The sequence below is a fragment of the Nocardiopsis sp. NPDC006832 genome (assembly GCF_040635885.1).
Classification (GTDB): Bacteria; Actinomycetota; Actinomycetes; order Streptosporangiales; family Streptosporangiaceae; genus Nocardiopsis.
In genome coordinates, this window is record NZ_JBEYLC010000006.1 from 57,726 (window position 1) to 77,303 (window position 19,578).

15 protein-coding genes are annotated in these 19,578 nt (G+C 70.3%); 7 read left to right on the plus strand and 8 right to left on the minus strand.

What is annotated here, in order from left to right; translation table 11 throughout:
• Positions 1-82 precede the first annotated feature (82 nt).
• A complete protein-coding gene (locus ABZ717_RS04635) occupies positions 83-847 on the plus strand; it encodes a DUF3159 domain-containing protein (protein WP_358505571.1) in 765 nt (254 codons plus the stop codon).
• A gap of 70 nt (positions 848-917) precedes the next feature.
• Here the strand turns inward: ABZ717_RS04635 and ABZ717_RS04640 are convergent, their stop codons facing one another.
• Together ABZ717_RS04640 and ABZ717_RS04645 are read right to left on the minus strand one after the other, a co-directional pair.
• The gene (locus ABZ717_RS04640) at positions 918-1,616 is read right to left on the minus strand and encodes a TrkA family potassium uptake protein (protein ID WP_358505803.1); all 699 of its coding nucleotides are present in this window, start codon (positions 1,614-1,616) and stop codon (positions 918-920) included.
• A 1-nt stretch (position 1,617) separates the two neighbouring features.
• Positions 1,618-2,304: a TrkA family potassium uptake protein gene (locus tag ABZ717_RS04645; protein ID WP_358505573.1), complete on the minus strand. Its 687-nt coding sequence runs from the start codon at positions 2,302-2,304 to the stop codon at positions 1,618-1,620.
• Positions 2,305-2,518: 214 nt separating this feature from the next.
• On the opposite strand from ABZ717_RS04645, the gene ABZ717_RS04650 reads away from it, so the two are divergent.
• Entirely contained in the window at positions 2,519-3,811 is a 1,293-nt protein-coding gene (locus ABZ717_RS04650) for a class I SAM-dependent RNA methyltransferase (protein WP_358505578.1), read from the plus strand.
• A gap of 53 nt (positions 3,812-3,864) precedes the next feature.
• On the opposite strand, the gene ABZ717_RS04655 is transcribed toward ABZ717_RS04650, so the two are convergent.
• Complete coding sequence (locus ABZ717_RS04655) at positions 3,865-6,222, minus strand: M64 family metallopeptidase (RefSeq protein ID WP_358505581.1); 2,358 nt, start codon at positions 6,220-6,222, stop codon at positions 3,865-3,867.
• Positions 6,223-6,360: 138 nt separating this feature from the next.
• Between ABZ717_RS04655 and ABZ717_RS04660 the strand changes: the two genes are divergently transcribed.
• Positions 6,361-6,738, plus strand: coding sequence for a DUF427 domain-containing protein (locus ABZ717_RS04660; protein ID WP_358505584.1), 378 nt, complete (start codon positions 6,361-6,363; stop codon positions 6,736-6,738).
• Between the two features lie 41 nt (positions 6,739-6,779).
• Here the strand turns inward: ABZ717_RS04660 and ABZ717_RS04665 are convergent, their stop codons facing one another.
• The 5 genes from ABZ717_RS04665 to ABZ717_RS04685 all read right to left on the minus strand — a co-directional run bounded on the left by ABZ717_RS04665 (position 6,780) and on the right by ABZ717_RS04685 (position 11,727).
• Entirely contained in the window at positions 6,780-7,703 is a 924-nt protein-coding gene (locus ABZ717_RS04665; protein ID WP_358505806.1) for an EamA family transporter, read from the minus strand.
• Positions 7,704-7,944: 241 nt separating this feature from the next.
• A complete protein-coding gene (locus ABZ717_RS04670) occupies positions 7,945-9,453 on the minus strand; it encodes a hypothetical protein (protein WP_358505587.1) in 1,509 nt (502 codons plus the stop codon).
• Positions 9,450-10,343, minus strand: coding sequence for an ATP-binding cassette domain-containing protein (locus ABZ717_RS04675; protein WP_358505590.1), 894 nt, complete (start codon positions 10,341-10,343; stop codon positions 9,450-9,452). Before ABZ717_RS04675 ends, ABZ717_RS04670 begins: the two co-directional genes overlap by 4 nt.
• Entirely contained in the window at positions 10,340-11,140 is an 801-nt protein-coding gene (locus ABZ717_RS04680; protein ID WP_358505593.1) for a zf-HC2 domain-containing protein, read from the minus strand. The genes ABZ717_RS04675 and ABZ717_RS04680 overlap by 4 nt, the downstream gene beginning before the upstream one ends.
• Positions 11,137-11,727 (minus strand): RNA polymerase sigma factor, encoded by a 591-nt coding sequence (locus ABZ717_RS04685; protein WP_067599881.1) that lies wholly within the window; start codon positions 11,725-11,727, stop codon positions 11,137-11,139. The genes ABZ717_RS04680 and ABZ717_RS04685 overlap by 4 nt, the downstream gene beginning before the upstream one ends.
• A 142-nt stretch (positions 11,728-11,869) precedes the next feature.
• On the opposite strand from ABZ717_RS04685, the gene ABZ717_RS04690 reads away from it, so the two are divergent.
• The 4 genes from ABZ717_RS04690 to ABZ717_RS04705 all read left to right on the plus strand — a co-directional run bounded on the left by ABZ717_RS04690 (position 11,870) and on the right by ABZ717_RS04705 (position 19,536).
• Entirely contained in the window at positions 11,870-12,805 is a 936-nt protein-coding gene (locus ABZ717_RS04690; protein WP_358505596.1) for an LLM class F420-dependent oxidoreductase, read from the plus strand.
• Positions 12,806-13,183: 378 nt separating this feature from the next.
• On the plus strand, positions 13,184-15,907 hold the full coding sequence (gene acnA / locus ABZ717_RS04695; protein WP_358505599.1) for an aconitate hydratase AcnA: 2,724 nt from the start codon (positions 13,184-13,186) through the stop codon (positions 15,905-15,907).
• 280 nt (positions 15,908-16,187) lie between these two features.
• The gene (locus ABZ717_RS04700) at positions 16,188-18,245 is read left to right on the plus strand and encodes a hypothetical protein (protein WP_358505602.1); all 2,058 of its coding nucleotides are present in this window, start codon (positions 16,188-16,190) and stop codon (positions 18,243-18,245) included.
• Positions 18,235-19,536, plus strand: a complete 1,302-nt coding sequence (locus ABZ717_RS04705; RefSeq protein ID WP_358505603.1) for a hypothetical protein — start codon at positions 18,235-18,237, stop codon at positions 19,534-19,536. Before ABZ717_RS04700 ends, ABZ717_RS04705 begins: the two co-directional genes overlap by 11 nt.
• The last annotated feature ends 42 nt before the right edge of the window (positions 19,537-19,578 follow it).

Genomic DNA, 19,578 nt, shown 5'->3' on the forward strand with positions numbered 1-19,578 from the left:
AACACCGAACCCGCCCGGTGTCCACTCGCGTAGGGTGGTGCATCATGGCCGGCGGCCCTAGGGGTCCAGATGCGGGAGTGGGATGACTGAGCAGCAACGGGCCTCCGAAGAGGCGGCCCAGGAGGCGGACCGGGCGGAGGCCGCCACCATCACCGAGGGCACGGTGGAGGTCCTGGTCCGCAGCAAACTCGCCGAGGCCCTCGGCGGCAAGCGCGGCATGGTCGAGGCGGCCATCCCCACGCTGACCTTCACCATCTCCTACATCGTCGGCTCGGAGCTGCGACTGTCGATCATCCTCGGTGTGGTCGCCGCGCTGCTGCTGGGCGTGGTCCGCCTGGTGCAGCGCTCCTCGGTGCAGTACGTCGTCACCAGCCTGTTCGGCATCGGTATCGCCGCGCTGTTCGCCATGCGCAGCGGCAACGCCGCCGACGCGTTCCTGCCCGGTGTCATCTACAACGCCGTGTACGCGTTGGTGCTGAGTCTCTCGGTCCTGGTGCGCTGGCCGGCGATCGGGCTGATGATCGGCCCGTTCATCGGGCACAAGGAGGACTTCACCTCCTGGCGGAGCAACCCCGCCGTGGTCAAGCTGGCCTCCCGGTTGACCTGGCTACTGGTGCTGCCGTGCGTCATCCGCGTCCTGGTCCAGTATCCGCTGTGGCTCGCCGACAACCAGGGCTGGGCCGACACCTTCGCGATCCTCGGCTTCTCCAAGGTCGCCATGGGCTGGCCACTGCAGGTGGCCGCCTTCACCGGCATGGTGTGGGTACTGGCCCGTGGCCGTACCCCGCTGGACCAGGATCGAGAGCGCTCCGAACAGGACACGGCCTCGGCCCCCGACCGCGACTAGACCTTCGGCCCGCCCACCGTCCCCGTCGAACGGGCCGGTGGGCGCCTGTCCCACAGTCTTGGGACAACCCCTAGTCGATGGTGGCCGGGTCGGCTTCGTCGACCGGCCCCAAGACCTCTTCCAAGGGTCCGAGGGAGTCCGGTTCGGCCAGGAACACCACGGTGTTGCCCACCGCGAGGGTGCGTTCGGGGTCCGGTGGGCGCACTCCGCCCGGGCCCAGGACCGCCACCAGCGCCACGCCCTCGGGAAGCGCCCCGGTGAGCTCGGACTCGGTGCGATCCACGAAGGGGCTGCCCGCGTGCAGCACCGACTCGGCGACCTCCGCGCCCGGCAGCGGCGGCAGGGTGCCCTCCTCCTCCGGGTAGTCCTCCTCGCCGGGCATGTCCTCGACCAGGTCGGCGATCAATCGTGGAGGTGAGACCGCCAGGTCGACGCCCCAGGAGTCGTTGAACAGCCACTCGTTGTCGGGGTGGTTGATGCGGGCGATGACCCGCTCCACCTCGAACTCGGTCTTGGCCAGTAGGGAAACCACCAGGTTGACCTTGTCGTCGCTGCTGGCGGCGATGACCACGTCGAAGTCGCCCAGCCGGGCGTCCTCCAGGGTGGCCAGCTCGCAGGCGTCGGCGAGCAACCACTCCACCTGGGGCAGGTCGTCCACACCGATCGCCCGGGTGTCCCGGTCGATCAACAACACGTCGTGTCCGCTGCCCGCCAGTTCCGTGGCGATGGAACGGCCCACGCTTCCGGCTCCGGCGATGGCGATCCGCATCTCACCCACGCCCCGTCTCGTCCTCGCGCGGCTTGCCCAACCGCTCGGTCAGCTCACCCATGTCGCGGCCCTGCGCCACCACGTGCAGCACGTCGCCCTCGACCAACGTCTCGCCTGAGGCGGCGAGTGTGATCCGGCCCCGGCGCACCAGGTACACCAATCGAAGGGGGACGGACTCCTCCAGTTCGGCGACGGTCGACCCCGCCCACCCCGCGGGCAGCGGCATCTCTCGCATCGCCAGGGTGCCCGAGGCGTCCTGCCACTCGGGGGCCGTGTCGAGCCCGCCGTCACCGGGCAGCACCCGGCGCAGGATCGAGTCCGCGGTCCAACTGACCGTCGCCACCGTGGGGATCCCGAGGCGCTGGTACACCTCGGCCCGGCGCGGGTCGTAGATGCGCGCCACCACGTTCTCCACCCCGAACGCCTCGCGGGCCACCCGCGCCGCGATGATGTTGGAGTTGTCACCGTTGCTGACCGCGGCGAACGCGGACGCGCGGTCCACACCGGCCGACAACAGCACCTCACGGTCATGACCAACGCCGCGCACCGCGTGTTTGGCCACCGAGCCGCGCAACCGTCGGAACGAGTCCGGGTCCTGGTCGATCACCGCCACCGTGTGGCCCAGATCCACCAGCGTGTGCGCCAGGGTGGAACCCACCCGTCCGCACCCCATGATCACGATGTGCACCTCGTCAGCACTCCCCGTCCACCTTCGGGAGGCACGGCTCCGGTCCCGTGGCCCGATGGTTCCACCTTGGCACACATCCGTGTGACACGTGCGACCACCCCGGCGGGCAATGCCGGATCCAGTCCGCGAACCCGAAAAGGCCCGGTAGATTGGGGCGGATGGGTGGCTGTGCGCGCAGGGTCACCGTAGGACCCGAACACCGAAGGACACCACCATGACCCTTGTAGGTACCGAGATCGAACTGGACGTCGACGACGTCGCCCATGGCGGCTGGTGCGTGGGACGCCACGGCGAACAGGTCGTCTTCGTCCGCCACGCCCTGCCCGGCGAGCGCGTCCGGGTCAAGGTCACCGAACAGACCACCCGTTTCCTGCGAGGCGAGGCCGTAGAGGTCCTCACCGCCTCACCCGACCGCGTCGAGGCGCCCTGTGAGTTCGCCGGGCCCGGCATGTGCGGCGGTTGCGACTGGCAGCACGCCTCCCTGGAAGCCCAGCGCCGCCTCAAGGGCAAGGTCGTCGCCGACCAGCTCAGCCGGATCGCCGGCATCGACATGGCGGTCGACGTGGAGGAACTGCCCGGCACCCCCGATGGCCTGGGCTGGCGCACCCGCGTGCGCTTCTCCGTCGACGAGGACGGCCAGGCCGGCCTGCGCCGTCACCGCTCCCACGACATCGAGCCCGTCGACCGCTGCCTGATCGCCCACCCCGGCGTCAACGAACTCGGTGTCACCGACGTGACCTGGAAGGACGTGAGGGAGGTGGAGGCGGTCGCCTCGGCGACCCGCGCCGACCGTGCCATCGTCGTCACCCCCACCACTGCCAAGCTCGGAGACCTGCCCGAGCTCAAGGCCTCCAGCGCGGTACTGCGTCGCTTCAAGGGCGGTCGGGTGCAGTCGGTGCGCGGCCGTAAGGGTGTGCGCGAGGACGTCGCGGGCCGTGAGTACCGGGTCGGCGCCGGCGGGTTCTGGCAGGTCCACCCGGCCGCGGGCGAGACGCTCTCCGCCGCGGTCCTGGAGGCGCTGGAGCCCAAGCCGGGCGAGACGGCCCTGGACCTGTACTGCGGCGCCGGCCTGTTCACCGGTGCGCTCGCCGAGGCCGTGGGCCCCGAGGGCCGGGTGATGGGGGTGGAGAACGGGGAGAACGCCGTTCGCGACGCCCAGTACAACCTCAAGGACCAGCCGCAGGTGCGCGTCGAACGCGCCGACGTGGCCAAGCAGATGCGTGAGTGGGCCGACGTGCGCGCCGACGTGGTCACCCTGGACCCGCCGCGCGCCGGACTGGGCAAGGAGGTCGTGCGCAAGGTGGCGGGCATGAAGCCGCGCCGTGTCGCCTACGTCTCCTGTGACCCGGCCACGCTCGCCCGTGACCTGGCCGACTTCGAGCGCTCCGGCTACCAGCTGGTGGGATTGCGCGCCTTCGACGCCTTCCCCATGACCCACCATGTGGAGTGCGTCGCGGTGCTGGAGCCGGTCAAGCTCGCCCGTCGTCACCGTGAGGACCAGGACTGACGAGAAACGCCGCGGGGCCGGTCCGGACACGTTCCGGGCCGGCCCCGCCGCCGTTACAGACCGGAGCAGTCTCCGGAGACCGCCCCCGTGACATCGTTGGCCGCGCCGAAGTCGGTCACGTCCGGACCGTTGCCGGAGCAGGAGAGCGAACCGCGCACGCTGGAGCCCGCCACGACGGGGCCGTACCCGTCCTCACCGGTCCAGGTGTCGGCCGGCACCTGGGTGTTGTCGTGCAGGGACACCGAACCGGTCAGTGCCGTGCCCAGGATGGTCACCTCGGACGTGGTGCCGGTGATGGAGACCGCGCCGCGCACGTCGGCGTCGGTCAGTCGCACCGTGTCGGCGCCCGTGGCGGACAGGCCACCGCGCAGGGCGCCGCCCTCGATCACCAGGGACGCGCCCTCGGCGACGGTGACCGGGCCGCGCACGTTCACGTCGTCGAGGCAGACCACGCCCTCGTCGACGGTCAACCCGCCGAAGACGTCGTCGGTGACGGTCTCGGTGCACTCCAGGTCGGCCCCGGGCACGACCGTGGCGCGGAAGTCGTCGGGCGTGCCGATGTTGCCGGCGGAGTCGATCGCGCGGTGCTCCACGGTGTGGGTGCCCCAGCCGCTCTCGTGTCCGTCCACCTCGAAGACCGCCATGGACAGGCCACCGCTGCCCAGGCTGCCGTAGACGAGGTCGTCGACGTTGATCCCGTCGGGGGTGAACCGGAACGGGGCCTCGGAGTCCTGGGGCCAGCCGTAGTAGTGGTGCCAGCCGTCGCCGTCGACCCGGAACTCGCCGACCACGTGCCCGTTGCGGTCGTCCTCGGGTGTCAGTTTCATCGAGAACTCGTTGAGGAACAGGTGGTGCTCCTCGCCGGTCACCGTGGCGGCCGGCGTCGACAGCTCGCGCGGAGCCTCGGGGTCGGTCGCGTCCACGGTCCAGGTGAGCGTCTGTGAGCCGGACCCCTCGGGGTCGGTGACCGTGGCGGTCAGCGTGTGGTCGCCCGCCTCGTGTTCGAACGCGCCCAGGTCCAGGGTGCGTCCGTCGGTCGCGGTGGACACGGGTTCTCCGTCCAGCTCCCAGGCCACGTCGAGCACCCGGTCGGTGGGACGGGTGGTCTCGACATAGACGACCTCTTCGGCGGCCACGGCCCGTTCGGTGTCGCGGTGCTTGTCGAAGGCGACCTCCGTCTCGACCGGCTCCAGGGGCTCACCGACCGTCCAGGTGAGCGTGCGGGTCATCGCCTCGGACCCGCGGATGGCCGGGTCACGGACGAACTCGGTGGGGTCCTGCACGGTCACCGACACCTCGGCGCCCTCGGCCGGGTCCAGTTCGTCCAGCGCCAGGTGGTGTGCCCCGGCGGCCTCGGCCACCTCCTCGCCGTCGACCGACCAGGTGTACTCCAGCTCGTGGAAGACCGGGTGCGGACCCTCGACCCACAGCACGTCCTCGGCGCCGACCTCGCCTTCGGGGGTGGCGGAGACCGGCATGGACGCCTGGTCGCGCAGGCCGGAGATCCGGTGCGTCATGACCTCCCGGCCGACCTGGTCGAAGTAGTAGCCCAGGGTCTTGAGCATGGAGTGGGCACTGGGCCGCCACACGCCCTCGGAGTGGTACAGGCCGCCTTCGTGCCCGTCGGGATCGGCCGCCCGGATGGTTCCGCCGGCCTCGCTCTCCTCACCCAGCCAGCGCCACCATCGGGCCTCCTCCTCGATCATCTCCTCGGAGGTCATCAGCGTGTGGTGGGCCGAGTCGGGTTCCTCCCCCTCATAGCGGCCCAGGCTGGTGTCACGGAAGTAGTAGGGGTACTCGTCCTGGAGTTCGCCCAGGGAGTGGGCGAGTTCGTGCGGGCTGATCAGCGCCGAGAGCGCGTTGCCCGAGGACGCCGTCGCCAGGCGCCCGCCGGCCCCGCCGTAGGTCTCGCTGTTGGCCAGGGCCAGGATCTGCCGGTTGTCGTCGGTCACACCGGGGACCATGTCCGCGGCGGCCTCGGCCGCCTCGGAGTCCACGGTCAACAGCCTCTCCAGCGCGTCCTCGTCGCAACCGTTGAAGAAGCCCATGCCCAGGGCGGTGTCGCGCTGCTCCCAACCGTCGGCGGGGTCGCAGTCCACACCGGACTCGACCGAGGGGGTCTGCACCACATACACGTTGAAGTAGTGCCGGTAGGAGCGGAACGGCTCGATGCTCCACTGCACGTTGAGGTGCTGTTCGACCTGCTCGTGGTACAGGTCCATCTCGTCCTCGGTGTAGCCGTCGCCCAACAGGACGAGGTTGAACCGTTCGGAGGGGTCACCGGTGACCTGGACCGGCACCACCGTGGCCTCGTCCAGGGGCGCGGCCTCGGCGGGGCGGTCGGGGGCCGAGAGCACGGCGGTCGTGGACAGCAGGGACAGGGCGGCCAGGGCCGCCGCGGGTCTGCGCACAGGGGGATCCTTTTGATCGGGGGAGACGTGTCGCGCAGCGTACTGATGTTCGTATCGCGGCCACCAGGGGAAGGGCTATAGGGATTTCGATAACCCGCCGAAGGGCGGGGGCCGTTACCGGTGAGAGGGGACACGCCCATGGCACAGCGCGAACCGGGGGAGGACCATCCCATCACCGTCGAACCCACCGGAGCGCCCGTGACGGTGCGAGTGGACGGCAAGGTGATCGCCCGGACCACGTCCGCGCTCACCCTGAGCGAGGCGAAGTACCGACCGGTCCAGTACGTCCCGATCTCCGACGTGGACCCCACGGTCCTGCGTCGCGCCGAGACCACCACCTACTGCCCGTACAAGGGCACCGCCGCCTACTACGGCCTGGACCTGGGCGGGGAGGAACTCGCCGACGCGGTGTGGACCTACGAGCGGCCCTACGAGGGGGTCGCCGCAATCGCCGACCACGTCGCCTTCTACCCGGGACGGGTGAAGATCGAGGTGGAGGGGCGAGACGAGGACTGAGGCGGGCGCCCCGCACCCGTGCGGGCACGGGGCGCCCGGCACTATCGGCGTGCTCGAAGCTTCCGGGGAGAGGGGGCCTTCAGCACGGCCAGGCCCAGTGCGAGGACGACCAACCCCGACCAGGACACCCACGGCAGACGCTCACCCACCAGGGCCACGCCCAGTACCGCGGCGACGGCCGGTTCGGCCAGGCTGAGCGTGGTGGCGGTGGAGGCCGAGGTGTGCCGCAGCCCGTGCCCGAACAGCCGATAGGCGAGGAACACGGTGAACAGCGCCAGGTGCAGGGCCACCAGCGCGCCCTCCACCGTGGCCAGCCACGCCGTCCCGGTGGCCACCACCACCGGCAGCACCAGGACGCCACCGCCCGCGAACATCGTCCCCATCACCGCGCCGGAGGTTTGCCCCCGGCGGATCAGCCGTTCGGCGATGATCGTGTACAGCGCGTAGGAGAACCCGGCCACCAGGGCCAGGAGCACCCCCGAAGGACGCACCGAGGTGGGGCTGCCGACCAGATCGGGCCCCAGGACGAGCACGGCGCAGCCGATCACGGCCGCGACGGTGGCCACCGTCCAGCGCCGGTCGGGGCGCACCCGCTCCAGTCGCCAGGCCAGCAGCCCGGCGAACACCGGGGCGCTGCCCAGGGTGATCACGGTTCCCACCGCCACACCGGCGTGGGCGACCGCAGGATAGAAGGAGAGTGGATATCCGGCGACCGCGATCGCGCCCAGCAGCAGGATCGCCCGAGTACGCCCATCGGAGCGGGTGAGCAGGGCGAATGATCCCCGGCCGGTGAGGAACAGCAGGATTCCGCCCAGGACCAGCCCGGCCGAGCCGATGGCGGCGGGGTGGGCGCCGTCGGGGGCGAAGGAGCTCGCGGTGCCGGTGGTGCCCCACAGCACCGCGGCGCCCAGGATCGGCAGGGGGCCGCCGGTGAGTCGGGGCGGGGCGGGGTTCTTTCGGTTCACCGATGTGGGGGAGGTGTGTTCTGGCACGTTCGTACTTTCCGTCTCGACGCCTGAAGGGCAACCGCGGGGCGCACGACGGACGGGCCGCTCACCGTGTGGGTGGGGCCTTCGCGTGGAGGAGTGGTCGGCCGGTGCGCCCGGTCAGGCGCTCAGCGGCGGCAGGACCTTGTGCCAGTGGTAGTTCATCCTCCTCACGGTAGCGCCCGGGGTGTGACCGGGGTGGTCCGGGGCAGGGCGAACGTCAGGTGCCGGCCGGTGGTGTGTTCTGGCCGTCGATGAACTCCGGATCGAGGGTGGAGCGATCCCAGTCGGGTTCGGGGATCGCTTCGGGCCCGGTCAGCGACAACCCGAGCAGCTCGGCGAGGGTGGCGAGGTCCGTGGCCGAAGACGTCAGGACGTCCCAGTGCTCGTGCACCACCGCCGCCACCCGTTCCTCTGGCAGGGCGAGCAACGCGTGGGTCAGCCGCAGGTCGTCCCGGCCGGGTGAGAAGTCCGTCAGGAACCATTCGGCGGCCTCCACCCCCTCGCCCTCGACCGACACCAACCAGGCACCGACCACGGTTCGGGCCTGCCCGGTACCCACGTATCCCATGTCGTCGGTTCGGCCCATGCCCAGCACGTGTGAGACCAGGTCGGAGCGCAACCGGGCACGGTGGGTCTCTTCGTCGGGTCGCCAGTACTCGGTCAGCACGATGCCGTCGTCGGGCGGGTGGATCAGGACGTCCGCGCGCAGGGTGGGGTTGGCCTGCCACACCGTGGGTCGGTGAACGTCCTCGGGAAGGGTGCGCAGCACCGGTTCCAGGTCCGCGTGCCAGAACACCACCCACGACTCGTAACCGGGCAGCGGGCAGTAGGTCATGCCGTCCAACCCCTGGCAGGAACCGGTCGACGGGGTCCGGGGCCGGGCGTTGGCGCTCAGGGCGTCGTAGGAGTACTCGCGCTGGGCGTGGACGTGCAGCGCGGCCATCCCGACCAAGACCACGGCGGTGACGGCCAGGCCGACCGGCCGCAGGAACCGGGTGTCGCGGCGCGCGGCCAGGGTGAGCAGACCGGCGCAGAGCACCATCGACACGGTGTGCGCCAGGTAGAACAGGGCGGTCGTGGCGGTGTCGGGGTAGGAGACCGGCAGCGGTTGAAACGCCATGCTGAGCAGGCTGCCCATACGGGAGACGATGACGTCCGTACGGGTGCCGAGGGCCAGCAGCGAGGACGACAGGTACAGGGGCAACAGCAGGGTGAGCGCGATCAGTGGGGCGTAGGACCGGGTCCAGGCGACCGAGGCCACCGCGCCCATCGGCCCGGCCCAGCCGAGGACGACGACGCCCACGAACGCCGCCGGCTGCGGTGTCCCGGCGATGGGGGCCGGCGCGGTCACCACGAACACCGTCAAGAAGGCGCACATCAGCGCGGTGGTGAGGGTGATCGAGGCCAGGGCCAACGACGCCAGCCGGGCCCCCGGGGACAGGGGCAGGGCCATCGACCGGGAGTGCCGTACTTCGCGCAGGGCCGGGAAGGTCGTGACCGCGAACATGGCGGCACCCACCCCGGCGGCGCACAGCACGGCCTCGTTGAAGAGCTCGCCCATGGTCGGCAGCCCGGAGGCGTGGGAGGTCAGCCACACCAGGGCCATCACGGCCGGGACCAGGAGCAGGAAGAGCGGGCTCGTTGACAGGTGGCGCAGGTTGAACCCGGTCAGTCGTACGAAGGTGACGGCGTTCGACCACCGTACGGTCCGAACGGGGCCGCTCAACGGGGGACCGATCCGGTCAGGAGCAGGTAGGCGTCCTCCAACGACGGTTCCACCGGGACCCGGTCCACGGCGTCGGGTACGTCGGACTCCGCCGGACCCAGGACCCGATAGCGGCCGTCGGCCAGCCGCCACGACGTCACCCCGGCGGGTGGACGTGATCCCTGTTCCCACACCCGGCCCCGGGCGCGGGCGACCAACTCGGCGGGGGCTCCGTCGAAGATCATCCGCCCCTGGTCCAGGACCAGTACCCGACGGCACAGCGCCGCCACGTCCTCGATCTGGTGGGTGGACAGCAGCACCGTGCTATGCACCGCGAGCTCGGAGACCAGGTCGCGGAAGCGGATGCGCTGTTCGGGGTCGAGCCCGATGGTGGGTTCGTCGAGCAGGAGCAACCGGGGGTCGCCGATCAGGGCGGCGGCCAGCCCCAACCGTTGTCGCATCCCGCCGGACAGTCGCCGGATCCGGGTGTGCCTGCGGTCGTACAGGTCCACTCCGCGCAGCGCGCGCCGTACCTCCTCGTGGCGCTCCCGACGCCCGCCCCTTTCCTTCAGGACCGCCATGTAGTCGAGCAACCCGAACGCGGTGAAGTGCGGGTAGAACGACGGGTTCTGCGGCAGGTAGCCGAGCCGGCGGCGGATCGCGGTGCGTTCGCCCGAACGTTCCGGGTCCAGTCCCAGGACGCTCAGTTCTCCGAGGGTGGCCTCCAGGTCGGTGGCCAGACAGCGCAGGAGGGTGGTCTTGCCCGCGCCGTTGCGGCCGAGCAGCCCGGTCACCCCGGGGCCCAGGTCGAGGTCGATCCCGGCCAGGGCCCTGCGGGTGCCGTAGGTGCGGACCAGGCCGCGGGCGCGGACCCCGCCCGTGAGCCCGGTCGGTTCGGCCGTCGTGGTCATGCCGTCCTCATCCTCAGCGCGACGATGGCGGCCAACAGGGCCAGGGCGGTGGCCCAACCGGCCTGTGCCAGGGGCGAGAACAGTTGGAACGGGTCGGCGCCCTCCATGAGCGCGAACATGGCCATGAGCAGCAGCCAGCCCCCGCCGATGAGTCCGCCGGCCGCGCTCAGGTGCAGCCAGCGGCCCAGGATCAGGCAGCCGGCGACCATGGCCAGGGCGGGCAGTAGCCAGAACACGGCCTCGTACGCGGTGGCGACGGAGGGCATCAGCGCGGACGCCACCGTGCACAGGGTCAACGCCGGTGCCAGCACCGCGCAGGTGCGCAGGAGCAGTAGTCGGGGTCCGGCCCAGGGGGTGACCGAGGCCAGGCTGTGCGCGGGGTCCACCCCGCGTCCGTAGGCGAGGGCGACCCCGGCCAGCGGGATCACCGGGACGGTGAAGGAGAACAGCAGGGTGCCGCGCGGGATCTCGTGGGCCAGGACCAGGGTGGTGGCCAGCACGATCACCATGGCCACCAACCAGGCCCGGTAGAGGGTCGGTGTGGCCGCCAGCAGTTTGGCGGTGCCCTCGCGTAGTCCCAGCGTGCCCAACAGGCGTTCGAGTGGGGAGAGGCGGGGGCGGTCCACGACGTCGCGCAGGTTCGCCCAGCTGCGATCCAGCCAGGCCTCGTCGGTGGGCAGTCGGTCGCGGCAGTGGGCGCAGTGGGTCAGGTGGGCCTCCGCCGACATGGCGGTGACGTCGTCGGCGGTGTGGGTCGCGTAGCGGTGGAGTTGGTCGTGGGTCAAGTGCCAGCTCATGTGGTCAGTGCCTCCCGTAGCCGCGCCTTGGCGCGCATGACCCGTGTCTTGACGGTTCCCTCGGGTATGCGGAGGATCTCCGCGGCCTCGCGGACGGTGAGGCCGTCGAGCACGGTCGCCTGGATGGCCGAACGCAGCTCGGGGGAGAGTTCGTGCAGGGCGGCGCCCAGAGGGCCGTGCTCGATGTTGAGGAGCACGGTGTCCTCGGCGGAGGCGTCGCCGATGGTCTCGTACGGTTCGGGTTCGGTCTCGGCGATCCAGCGGTTGGCGCGTTTGCGCAGCTGCGAGATGAGCTGGCGGATCGCGATGGTCCACAGCCACGCTCCGGCGTCGGTGTCGCCGGGGCGTGGTCGGAAGGAACCGGCGTTGCGCCACACGGCCAGGAAGGTCTCCTGGAGTGCGGCGTCGAGCTGGTCTGTGTCCGAACAGCGGTAACGCAGACGAAGACGCAGCCACGGGGCGTGTCTTCGGTGCAGGATCTCCAGGGCGTCGGTCTCCCCTGCGGCCACGGCGGACAGCAGCACCGGGTCGGGGCTGTCCGGTCCGTATTCGGGGGCGCGCTGTCGGGCACGGCGGAGGAACTTCACGTGAAGGGCTATCGCGGTGGGGAGGGGGAACGGTTCTGGTGGATCCGGTTCTGGTGGATCCCGGTGGTCTGACCACGCCTTTTCGACGATACCCGCGCGGCGGGTTCGGTATCGGTGCCGGGGGTGGGAGAAACTGGGGCGTATGCGTCTGAGGATCTTCCTTGAGCCCCAACAGGGGGCCACCTACGAGGACCAGCTCGCCGTCGCCAGGGCCGCAGAGGACCTGGGGTTCGACGCCCTGTTCCGTTCCGATCACTACCTCCACATGGGCGACCACCTGAACGGGCTCCCCGGCCCGACGGACGCCTGGATCACCCTGGCCGGACTGGCTCGTGACACCTCCCGTATCCGCCTCGGCACCCTCATGACCGCGGCGACCTTTCGCCACCCCGGCCCCCTCGCCATCTCCGTCGCCCAGGTCGACCGCATGAGCGGTGGTCGGGTCGAGTTCGGCTTCGGCGCGGGATGGTTCGAGCAGGAGCACGCCGCCTACGGCATCCCCTTCCCCGCGGCGGCCCGTGAGCGCTTCGAGCGCTACGAGGAACAGTTGGACATCATCACGGGGTTGTGGACGACCCCGGTGGGGGAGACCTTCCGATACGAGGGCAGGCACTACCGTCTGGCGGAGGGGCCGGCACTGCCCAAACCGCAGCAAGGGCCGCGTCCACCGGTGATCATCGGTGGCACCGGGCTCAAGCGGACCCCGCGTCTGGCGGCCAAGTTCGCCGACGAGTACAACGTTCCGTTCGCCTCGTTGGAGGACACCGAGGCGGCCTTCGACCGCACGACCGAGGCGGTCCGGGTCTCCGGGCGCGGTGCGCCCATGGTCTACTCGGCGGCCCAGGTGCTGTGCGTGGGGCGTGACGACGCGGAGGTGGCCGAGCGGGCCGCCGCCATCGGGCGCGAGCCCGACGAGCTGCGTCGTAACGGTCTGGCCGGCAGCCCGGAGGAGGTGGTGGACAAGATCGGTCGGTTCGGTGCCGTGGGTTCGGAGAGGATCTACCTGCAGGTCCTGGACATGGCCGACCTGGACCACCTGGAGTTGGTGGCCTCGGCGGTGGCGCCGCGGCTGGACTAGCGGTTCGTTGGTCGGGGGTGCCCGTGAGGGCCGGGGGAGCACCCGATAACTTGATATCGAGATACAAGTTAGATACCTTGACGTCAAGATATAGCGGGGCTCCCCCCGACCCGCTCCCGGTTCGGGCGTGTGAGGTCGACCGCTTTTCGACGTCGCGCTCCGAACGAGGGGGCGTCCGCGGCCGATGGGTCGCACTACCGGCGACGATGTGGCGTCGTCGCAGGTCAAAGCGGCCCTGAGGGATTCCAGGGGTGGCAGGGCACCGGACAGTGTCCACCGCCCTCGGGGAATTCGGTCAGGGCGGCCTCAGTAGGTCCCGCGTCCTTCCCATGCGGCAGGATGCTGGGGACAAAGTGGCGAGATCAGGAGGCATACACCGTGTCCGCGAACAGCTTCGGTGCCCGTGACACGTTGCGCGTCGGCGACGAGTCGTACGAGATCTTCCGGCTGGACACCGTCGAAGGTGCCGGCCGACTTCCCTACAGCCTGAAGGTGTTGCTGGAGAACCTCCTGCGCACCGAGGACGGCAAGAACGTCACCGCCGAGCACATCAGGGCCCTGGGTAACTGGGACCCCAAGGCGCAGCCCGATCAGGAGATCCAGTTCACCCCCGCGCGGGTGATCATGCAGGACTTCACCGGCGTCCCCTGTGTCGTCGACCTCGCCACCATGCGCGAGGCCGTCCGCGACCTCGGTGGCGACCCGGACAAGATCAACCCGCTCGCCCCCGCCGAACTGGTGATCGACCACTCCGTCGTGGTCGACCTCTTCGGTCGTCCCGACGCCTTCGAGCGCAACGTCGAGATCGAGTACGAGCGCAACTACGAGCGTTACAAGTTCCTGCGCTGGGGCCAGACCGCCTTCGACGAGTTCAAGGTCGTCCCGCCCGGCACCGGCATCGTGCACCAGGCCAACATCGAGCACCTGGCGCGCGTGACCATGTCCCGTGGGGGCCAGGCCTACCCCGACACCTGTGTCGGCACCGACTCGCACACCACCATGCAGAACGGCCTGGGCATCCTTGGCTGGGGCGTCGGTGGCATCGAGGCCGAGGCCGCCATGCTCGGCCAGCCGATCTCCATGCTCATCCCGCGCGTGGTCGGCTTCAAGCTGAACGGCGAGCTCCAGCCCGGCACCACCGCGACCGACCTGGTGCTCACCATCACCGAGAAGCTCCGTGAGCACGGTGTGGTCGGCAAGTTCGTCGAGTTCTACGGCGAGGGTGTCGCGGCCGTGCCGCTGGCCAACCGCGCCACCATCGGCAACATGAGCCCGGAGTTCGGTTCCACCGCCGCGATCTTCCCGATCGACGACGAGACCATCCGTTACATGCGCCTGACCGGCCGCTCCGAGGACCAGGTCGCCCTGACCGAGGCCTACGCCAAGGCCAACGGCTTCTGGCACGACCCGTCCCAGGAGCCGGAGTTCTCCGAGTACCTGGAGCTCGACCTCGCCGAGGTCGTCCCCTCCATCGCCGGCCCCAAGCGCCCGCAGGACCGCATCGCGCTGTCCGCCGCCAAGCGCACCTGGCGCCACGACGTCAGCGACTACGTCTCCGACGAGGCCGACCAGGCGGGCGAGGAGTCCTTCCCGGCCTCTGACGCCCCGGCCCAGGTCGCCAACGGTGACCGTCCGCACCGCCCGATCCCGGTCACCATGGCCGACGGCACCGAGACCGAGGTCGACCACGGCGCCGTCGTGATCGCCGCGATCACCTCCTGCACCAACACCTCCAACCCCTCGGTCATGCTCGGCGCCGCCCTGCTGGCCAAGAAGGCGGTGGAGAAGGGCCTGTCCCGCAAGCCGTGGGTCAAGACCTCCATGGCTCCGGGCTCCAAGGTCGTCACCGACTACTACGAGCGCTCCGGCCTGACCCCGTACCTGGACAAGCTGGGCTTCAACCTGGTCGGCTACGGCTGCACCACCTGCATCGGCAACTCGGGTCCGCTGCCCGAGGAGATCTCCAAGGCGGTCCAGGACAACGACCTCGCGGTCTCCGCGGTCCTGTCCGGCAACCGTAACTTCGAGGGCCGGATCAACCCGGACGTGAAGATGAACTACCTGGCCTCGCCGCCGCTGGTGGTCGCCTACGCGCTGGCCGGGTCGATGGACATCGACATCACCACCGAGCCCCTGGGCACGGACAAGGACGGCGAGCCGGTCTACCTGGCCGACATCTGGCCGACCGCCGAGGAGATCCAGGAGGTCATGGACTCCGCGATCGCCTCCGACATGTACGAGTCGGCGTACTCGGACGTGTTCGCCGGTGACGACCGCTGGCGCGAGCTGCCCACCCCGACCGGCAACATCTTCGAGTGGGAGGGTGAGTCGACCTACGTCCGCAAGCCCCCGTACTTCGACGGGATGGGTCAGGACCCCGAGCCGGTCACCGACATCTCCGGCGCGCGTGTCCTGGCCAAGCTGGGCGACTCGGTCACCACCGACCACATCTCCCCGGCCGGCGCCATCAAGCCGGGCACCCCGGCGGCCGAGTACCTCAAGTCCAACGGTGTGGAGCGTCGCGACTTCAACTCCTACGGTTCGCGTCGCGGCAACCACGAGGTGATGATCCGCGGTACGTTCGCCAACATCCGCCTGCGCAACCAGATCGCGCCGGGCACCGAGGGCGGCTACACCCGCGACTTCACCCAGTCCGGTGGCCCGGTGTCGTTCATCTACGACGCCGCGCAGAACTACGCGAAGCAGGACACTCCGCTGGTCGTCCTGGGCGGCAAGGAGTACGGTTCCGGTTCCTCGCGTGACTGGGCGGCCAAGGGCACCAGCCTGCTGGGCGTGCGCGCGGTCATCACCGAGTCCTACGAGCGCATCCACCGTTCCAACCTGATCGGCATGGGCGTCCTGCCGCTGCAGTTCCCGGAGGGGCAGTCCACCACCTCCCTCGGTCTGACCGGCGAGGAGACCTTCTCCATCACCGGTGTGACCGAGCTCAACGAGGGCCGCATCCCCGCCACGGTGAGGGTCACCACCGAGACCGGCGTCGAGTTCGACGCCGTGGTGCGGATCGACACCCCGGGTGAGGCCGACTACTACCGCAACGGCGGCATCCTGCAGTTCGTGCTGCGCCAGCTGATCGCGAAGTAGTCCCACCGAGCTCCGCTCCGTGCCCACAGGCACGACGCGCGGTTCACCGGGCCGCCACCGTTCACACGACGGTGGCGGCCCTTCTTCGTGTTCGGGTTCCGAACCCGGCCGGGACCGTCGGCGAACGGGTGCCCGTGTTTCGGCAGGTACGCGACGTCCGGATATGCTCACTTCGTGTCGGTTCCACTCGCGGAGTGGCCCCGACCACCCCTTGCCCCCGGCGCCCCACGTTCCCCAAGTCCCGAAGACCCCCGGCGGCGAGCCGAGACAGGAAGATCGGATGTATCCCCACCGCCTCAGCGCGTCCCGCCGCGCTTCGTGGTTCCTCTCGGTGCCCTTGCTGGCGATCCTCGTGTTGTCGGGGGCCTCATCGGCCCAGGCCGATTCCGAGCGGTCCGTCGAGGATCGAGTGGGGCCCGCCGAGTACTACGCGGGCCTGCTGACCGAGGAACCCGAGGGCGAGGCCGTCATCGTCGACGACTCGATCGCCGGTCTCTACGACCTGGACGAGTTGGAGACGGACCTGCACGAGGCGTTCGCCCCGCTGGACGTTCCGTACTACGTCGTGGCCGGCGCCCTGCCCGGACACTCCACCATGCCCCTGGACTTCCTGGCCGCGGTACAGGACCGGGTCGGTCGACCCGGCCTGTACGTCTACCTGCGACCCGGGTCGGCCGAGGTGACCGCGGTGTCCAGGGAGGTGGGTCTGCCCGTGGAGAGGGCCAACAGGGTGCTCCTGAACGAGGAGAACCTCGTCACCTACCTGCCCATCGACACCAGTGCCGAACTCTTCGCGCGGACCCTGGTCGCCCCCGACCTCGATGAGAGGTTCGAGGAAGGGTGGGGTTCGCCCTGGCAGCGACTCGGGCCGCTCTATTGGTGGGCGGAGTCGCACCTGCGCCCGCTGCGCATGGAGACCTACGACTCGCCGGAACGACTCGGTGAGGCCACAGCCCTCACGGTGGGGGTGACCATCACCCTGGCGCTGGCGTTCGGGGTGATGCGTTCGGGTCGCCGTCGACGGGCCGCCGAGGCCGGTCACACCGGTCGGCTCCGAGGCGACCGGGCCCTGATGGTGGGCATGGTCGTGGCCACCGCCACCGGCGTCGTGGTCGTGGCCGCGTCCCTGGTCCAGCTCGACCGGGGGACCCTGCCCGAGGACGTCGAGAAGGTGGCCCCCGTGCCGCCGGAGACGGCACCCTACGTGGTGGACACCGTTCGTCTGGAACGTGTCGCCGAGGCGCTGCGCGAGGACCCCATCTACGTGGATCCACAGGCGCAGGTGGACACCGAGGGACTGGACCGGATCGTCGAGCGAGGACTGCCCGAGAACGTTCCCGTCCACGTCGCGGTGATGCCGATGAACCCGCACGACGAGTCGGGCGGCGACGGGGAGGTCTTCGTCCACGCCCTGCACCACGTCATGGACGAGGACGGGTTCTACGTCGTCGTGTCCGGCGAGGCCGGGGTCTCGACCCGGGTGGAAACGGCCCGCTTCGGCGTGGACTACTCGGACGGCGAACGCGACTGGACACACCTGGAGGGGGTCACCGGATATCTCGACGGCTCCACCCCGGCCCAGGCCCTGGACGGCCTGTTGGGCGTGGTGGAGGAGGAGGTGGAACGCGCCCCGGGCCAGGCCTCGGAGGTGCCCTACACGGTGGAGTCTCGGGCCGACCCCAGACCGGAACCCTCACGGATCTCCCGGTTCTTCTCCGGTGACTTCCTCACGTCGTTGTTCCTGATCGGCCCGATCGTCGCCGGTGTGCTCCTGACGTTGGCCTGGTGCGCGAACCGTCTGGTGAACCGGGCGCGGGCCGTTCCCGGCCGCGCCCTGCGTCCGCGTGCCGACCGCGCGGTACGTCGGATGGCCAAGGCGCTCCAGACCGCCCCGGCAGCCCACCCCGGACGGGACAAGGCCCTGAGGGAGTCCGACATGGCCCTGACCGTCCTGGGTGCGCACCCGGACGAACTCGACCTCGTAGGGGTCACGGTGCTGGCCGACCGGGCCGTCCTTCGTCTCGACCCGGACCCGGAGACCGCGGCCCGGGCCGAGGAACCCGTGTGCGCGGTCAACCCCCTGCACGGGACCTCCATCCGTCAAGGGGCCGTGCGTGGGAAGGGGAGGAAGCGGAACGTGGTGCTGCCACAACCCCTCTGCCGGTCTTGTTCGACTCTGACGGAATCCCAGCGGCGGGCCCGTACCCTCCTGGTCGCCGGACCGGGCGGCGGCCGTGTCCCCTACCTGGAACTGGACCGGGAGTGGAACCGCGGTGGATACGGGACCAAGTACCGGCTCAACGTGGAAGACCTGCTGAAGGAGTCCGATGTCCACTGACCACCGAACGGTGAGGACCCGTCCTGTCGTGGTCGCCGCCGCGCTCTCGGCCGTGTTCCTCACGACCGCCTTCCCCGGGATCGCCACGGCCGATACCGAGACGGATACGGTGAGCCCGACCGAACGGGTCGTGGCCGAACTGGAGGAGTCCCCGGTCCACGTCGATCCCGCCTTCTCCTCCGCCCTGCCCGAGGAACGGGCGGACGCGCTGGAGGAGCAGATCGAGGGTTCGGACGTGCCGCTTCGGGTGCTGGCCGTGCCGCTGATCGAGGGCGGCGACTGGTCCGGTCAGGCCGACCAGATGGTCGCGGCGGTGCACGACAGGATCGGCGGCGAGGCGCACTACCTGGTGATGGACGGCAGGAGCGTCTCGGGCCACGACTTCGGTACGGGAAACGACGAGTCGGGTTCGCGGGCCTTCTACTCCGCTCTCACCGTCTCCTACGAATTCGAGTACGACTCCCCGGCCGTGGACAAGTTGGAACGGTCGGTGGAGATCGCCTTGTCCGAGGACCCGAAGGCGCTCTACGACGAGGCGGTGGAGTCCCAGGAGAGGGGACCGATCGACTGGTTCTACTCCCTCGGCCCGTGGGGGTACTCGTTGGTCACGATCCTGCCCTGGGTCGTCGCCGTACTCGCCCTGGTCGGACTCGGGTTCGGGGTGCACCGGTGGCGCAGGCCCCGCGCCGTGCCCACCGTGCCCCAGCACGCCGCCTTCGACAACGCCAACCTGGCCCGTCGGGGCGAGCTGGTGCGCAAGGCCGAACGCGAACTCGTGGAGCTCGGCGAACGCGTGGGTTCGGCCCGAACCTCGCCCGACGACTCCGGGGCGACCGAGGCGCTGGGCCGGGCCCTGGACGCGCACGCGGCGGCCCGGAACGTCTTCGACGGGCTTCCCGACGAGGGAGCGATGGAGGACATCGCCGGCGTTCTCGTGCTGTTGGACATGGCGGAGGACCACATGGCCCGAGCCGTGCTCCCCGCCCAGAAGCGGGGTTCGGCGCGTACGCGTTCGCACTGTTACGCGAACCCGCTGCACGGGACCGACGTCAAGGTGACGCGTTGGCGTGAGTTCGGTGGGTCCGCGGACATCCGGGTGCCCTTGTGCGCCGTGTGCGCCAAGGCCGTCCGGGACCGGGTCCGACCCACGGTGATGGCCGCCCGGTACCAAGGGCGGGAGGTGCCCTACTACGAGGTGCCCGCCGAGGAGAGCGTGTGGGCGGCCACCGGTTACGGGGCGTTGCGCGACGACCTCGTCGAGCGGGTCCTTCGGGGAGATCACCGGCGCTGACCAGGGGAGATCGTCTCGGTCGTGGGGGGCCCGGGTTAATAT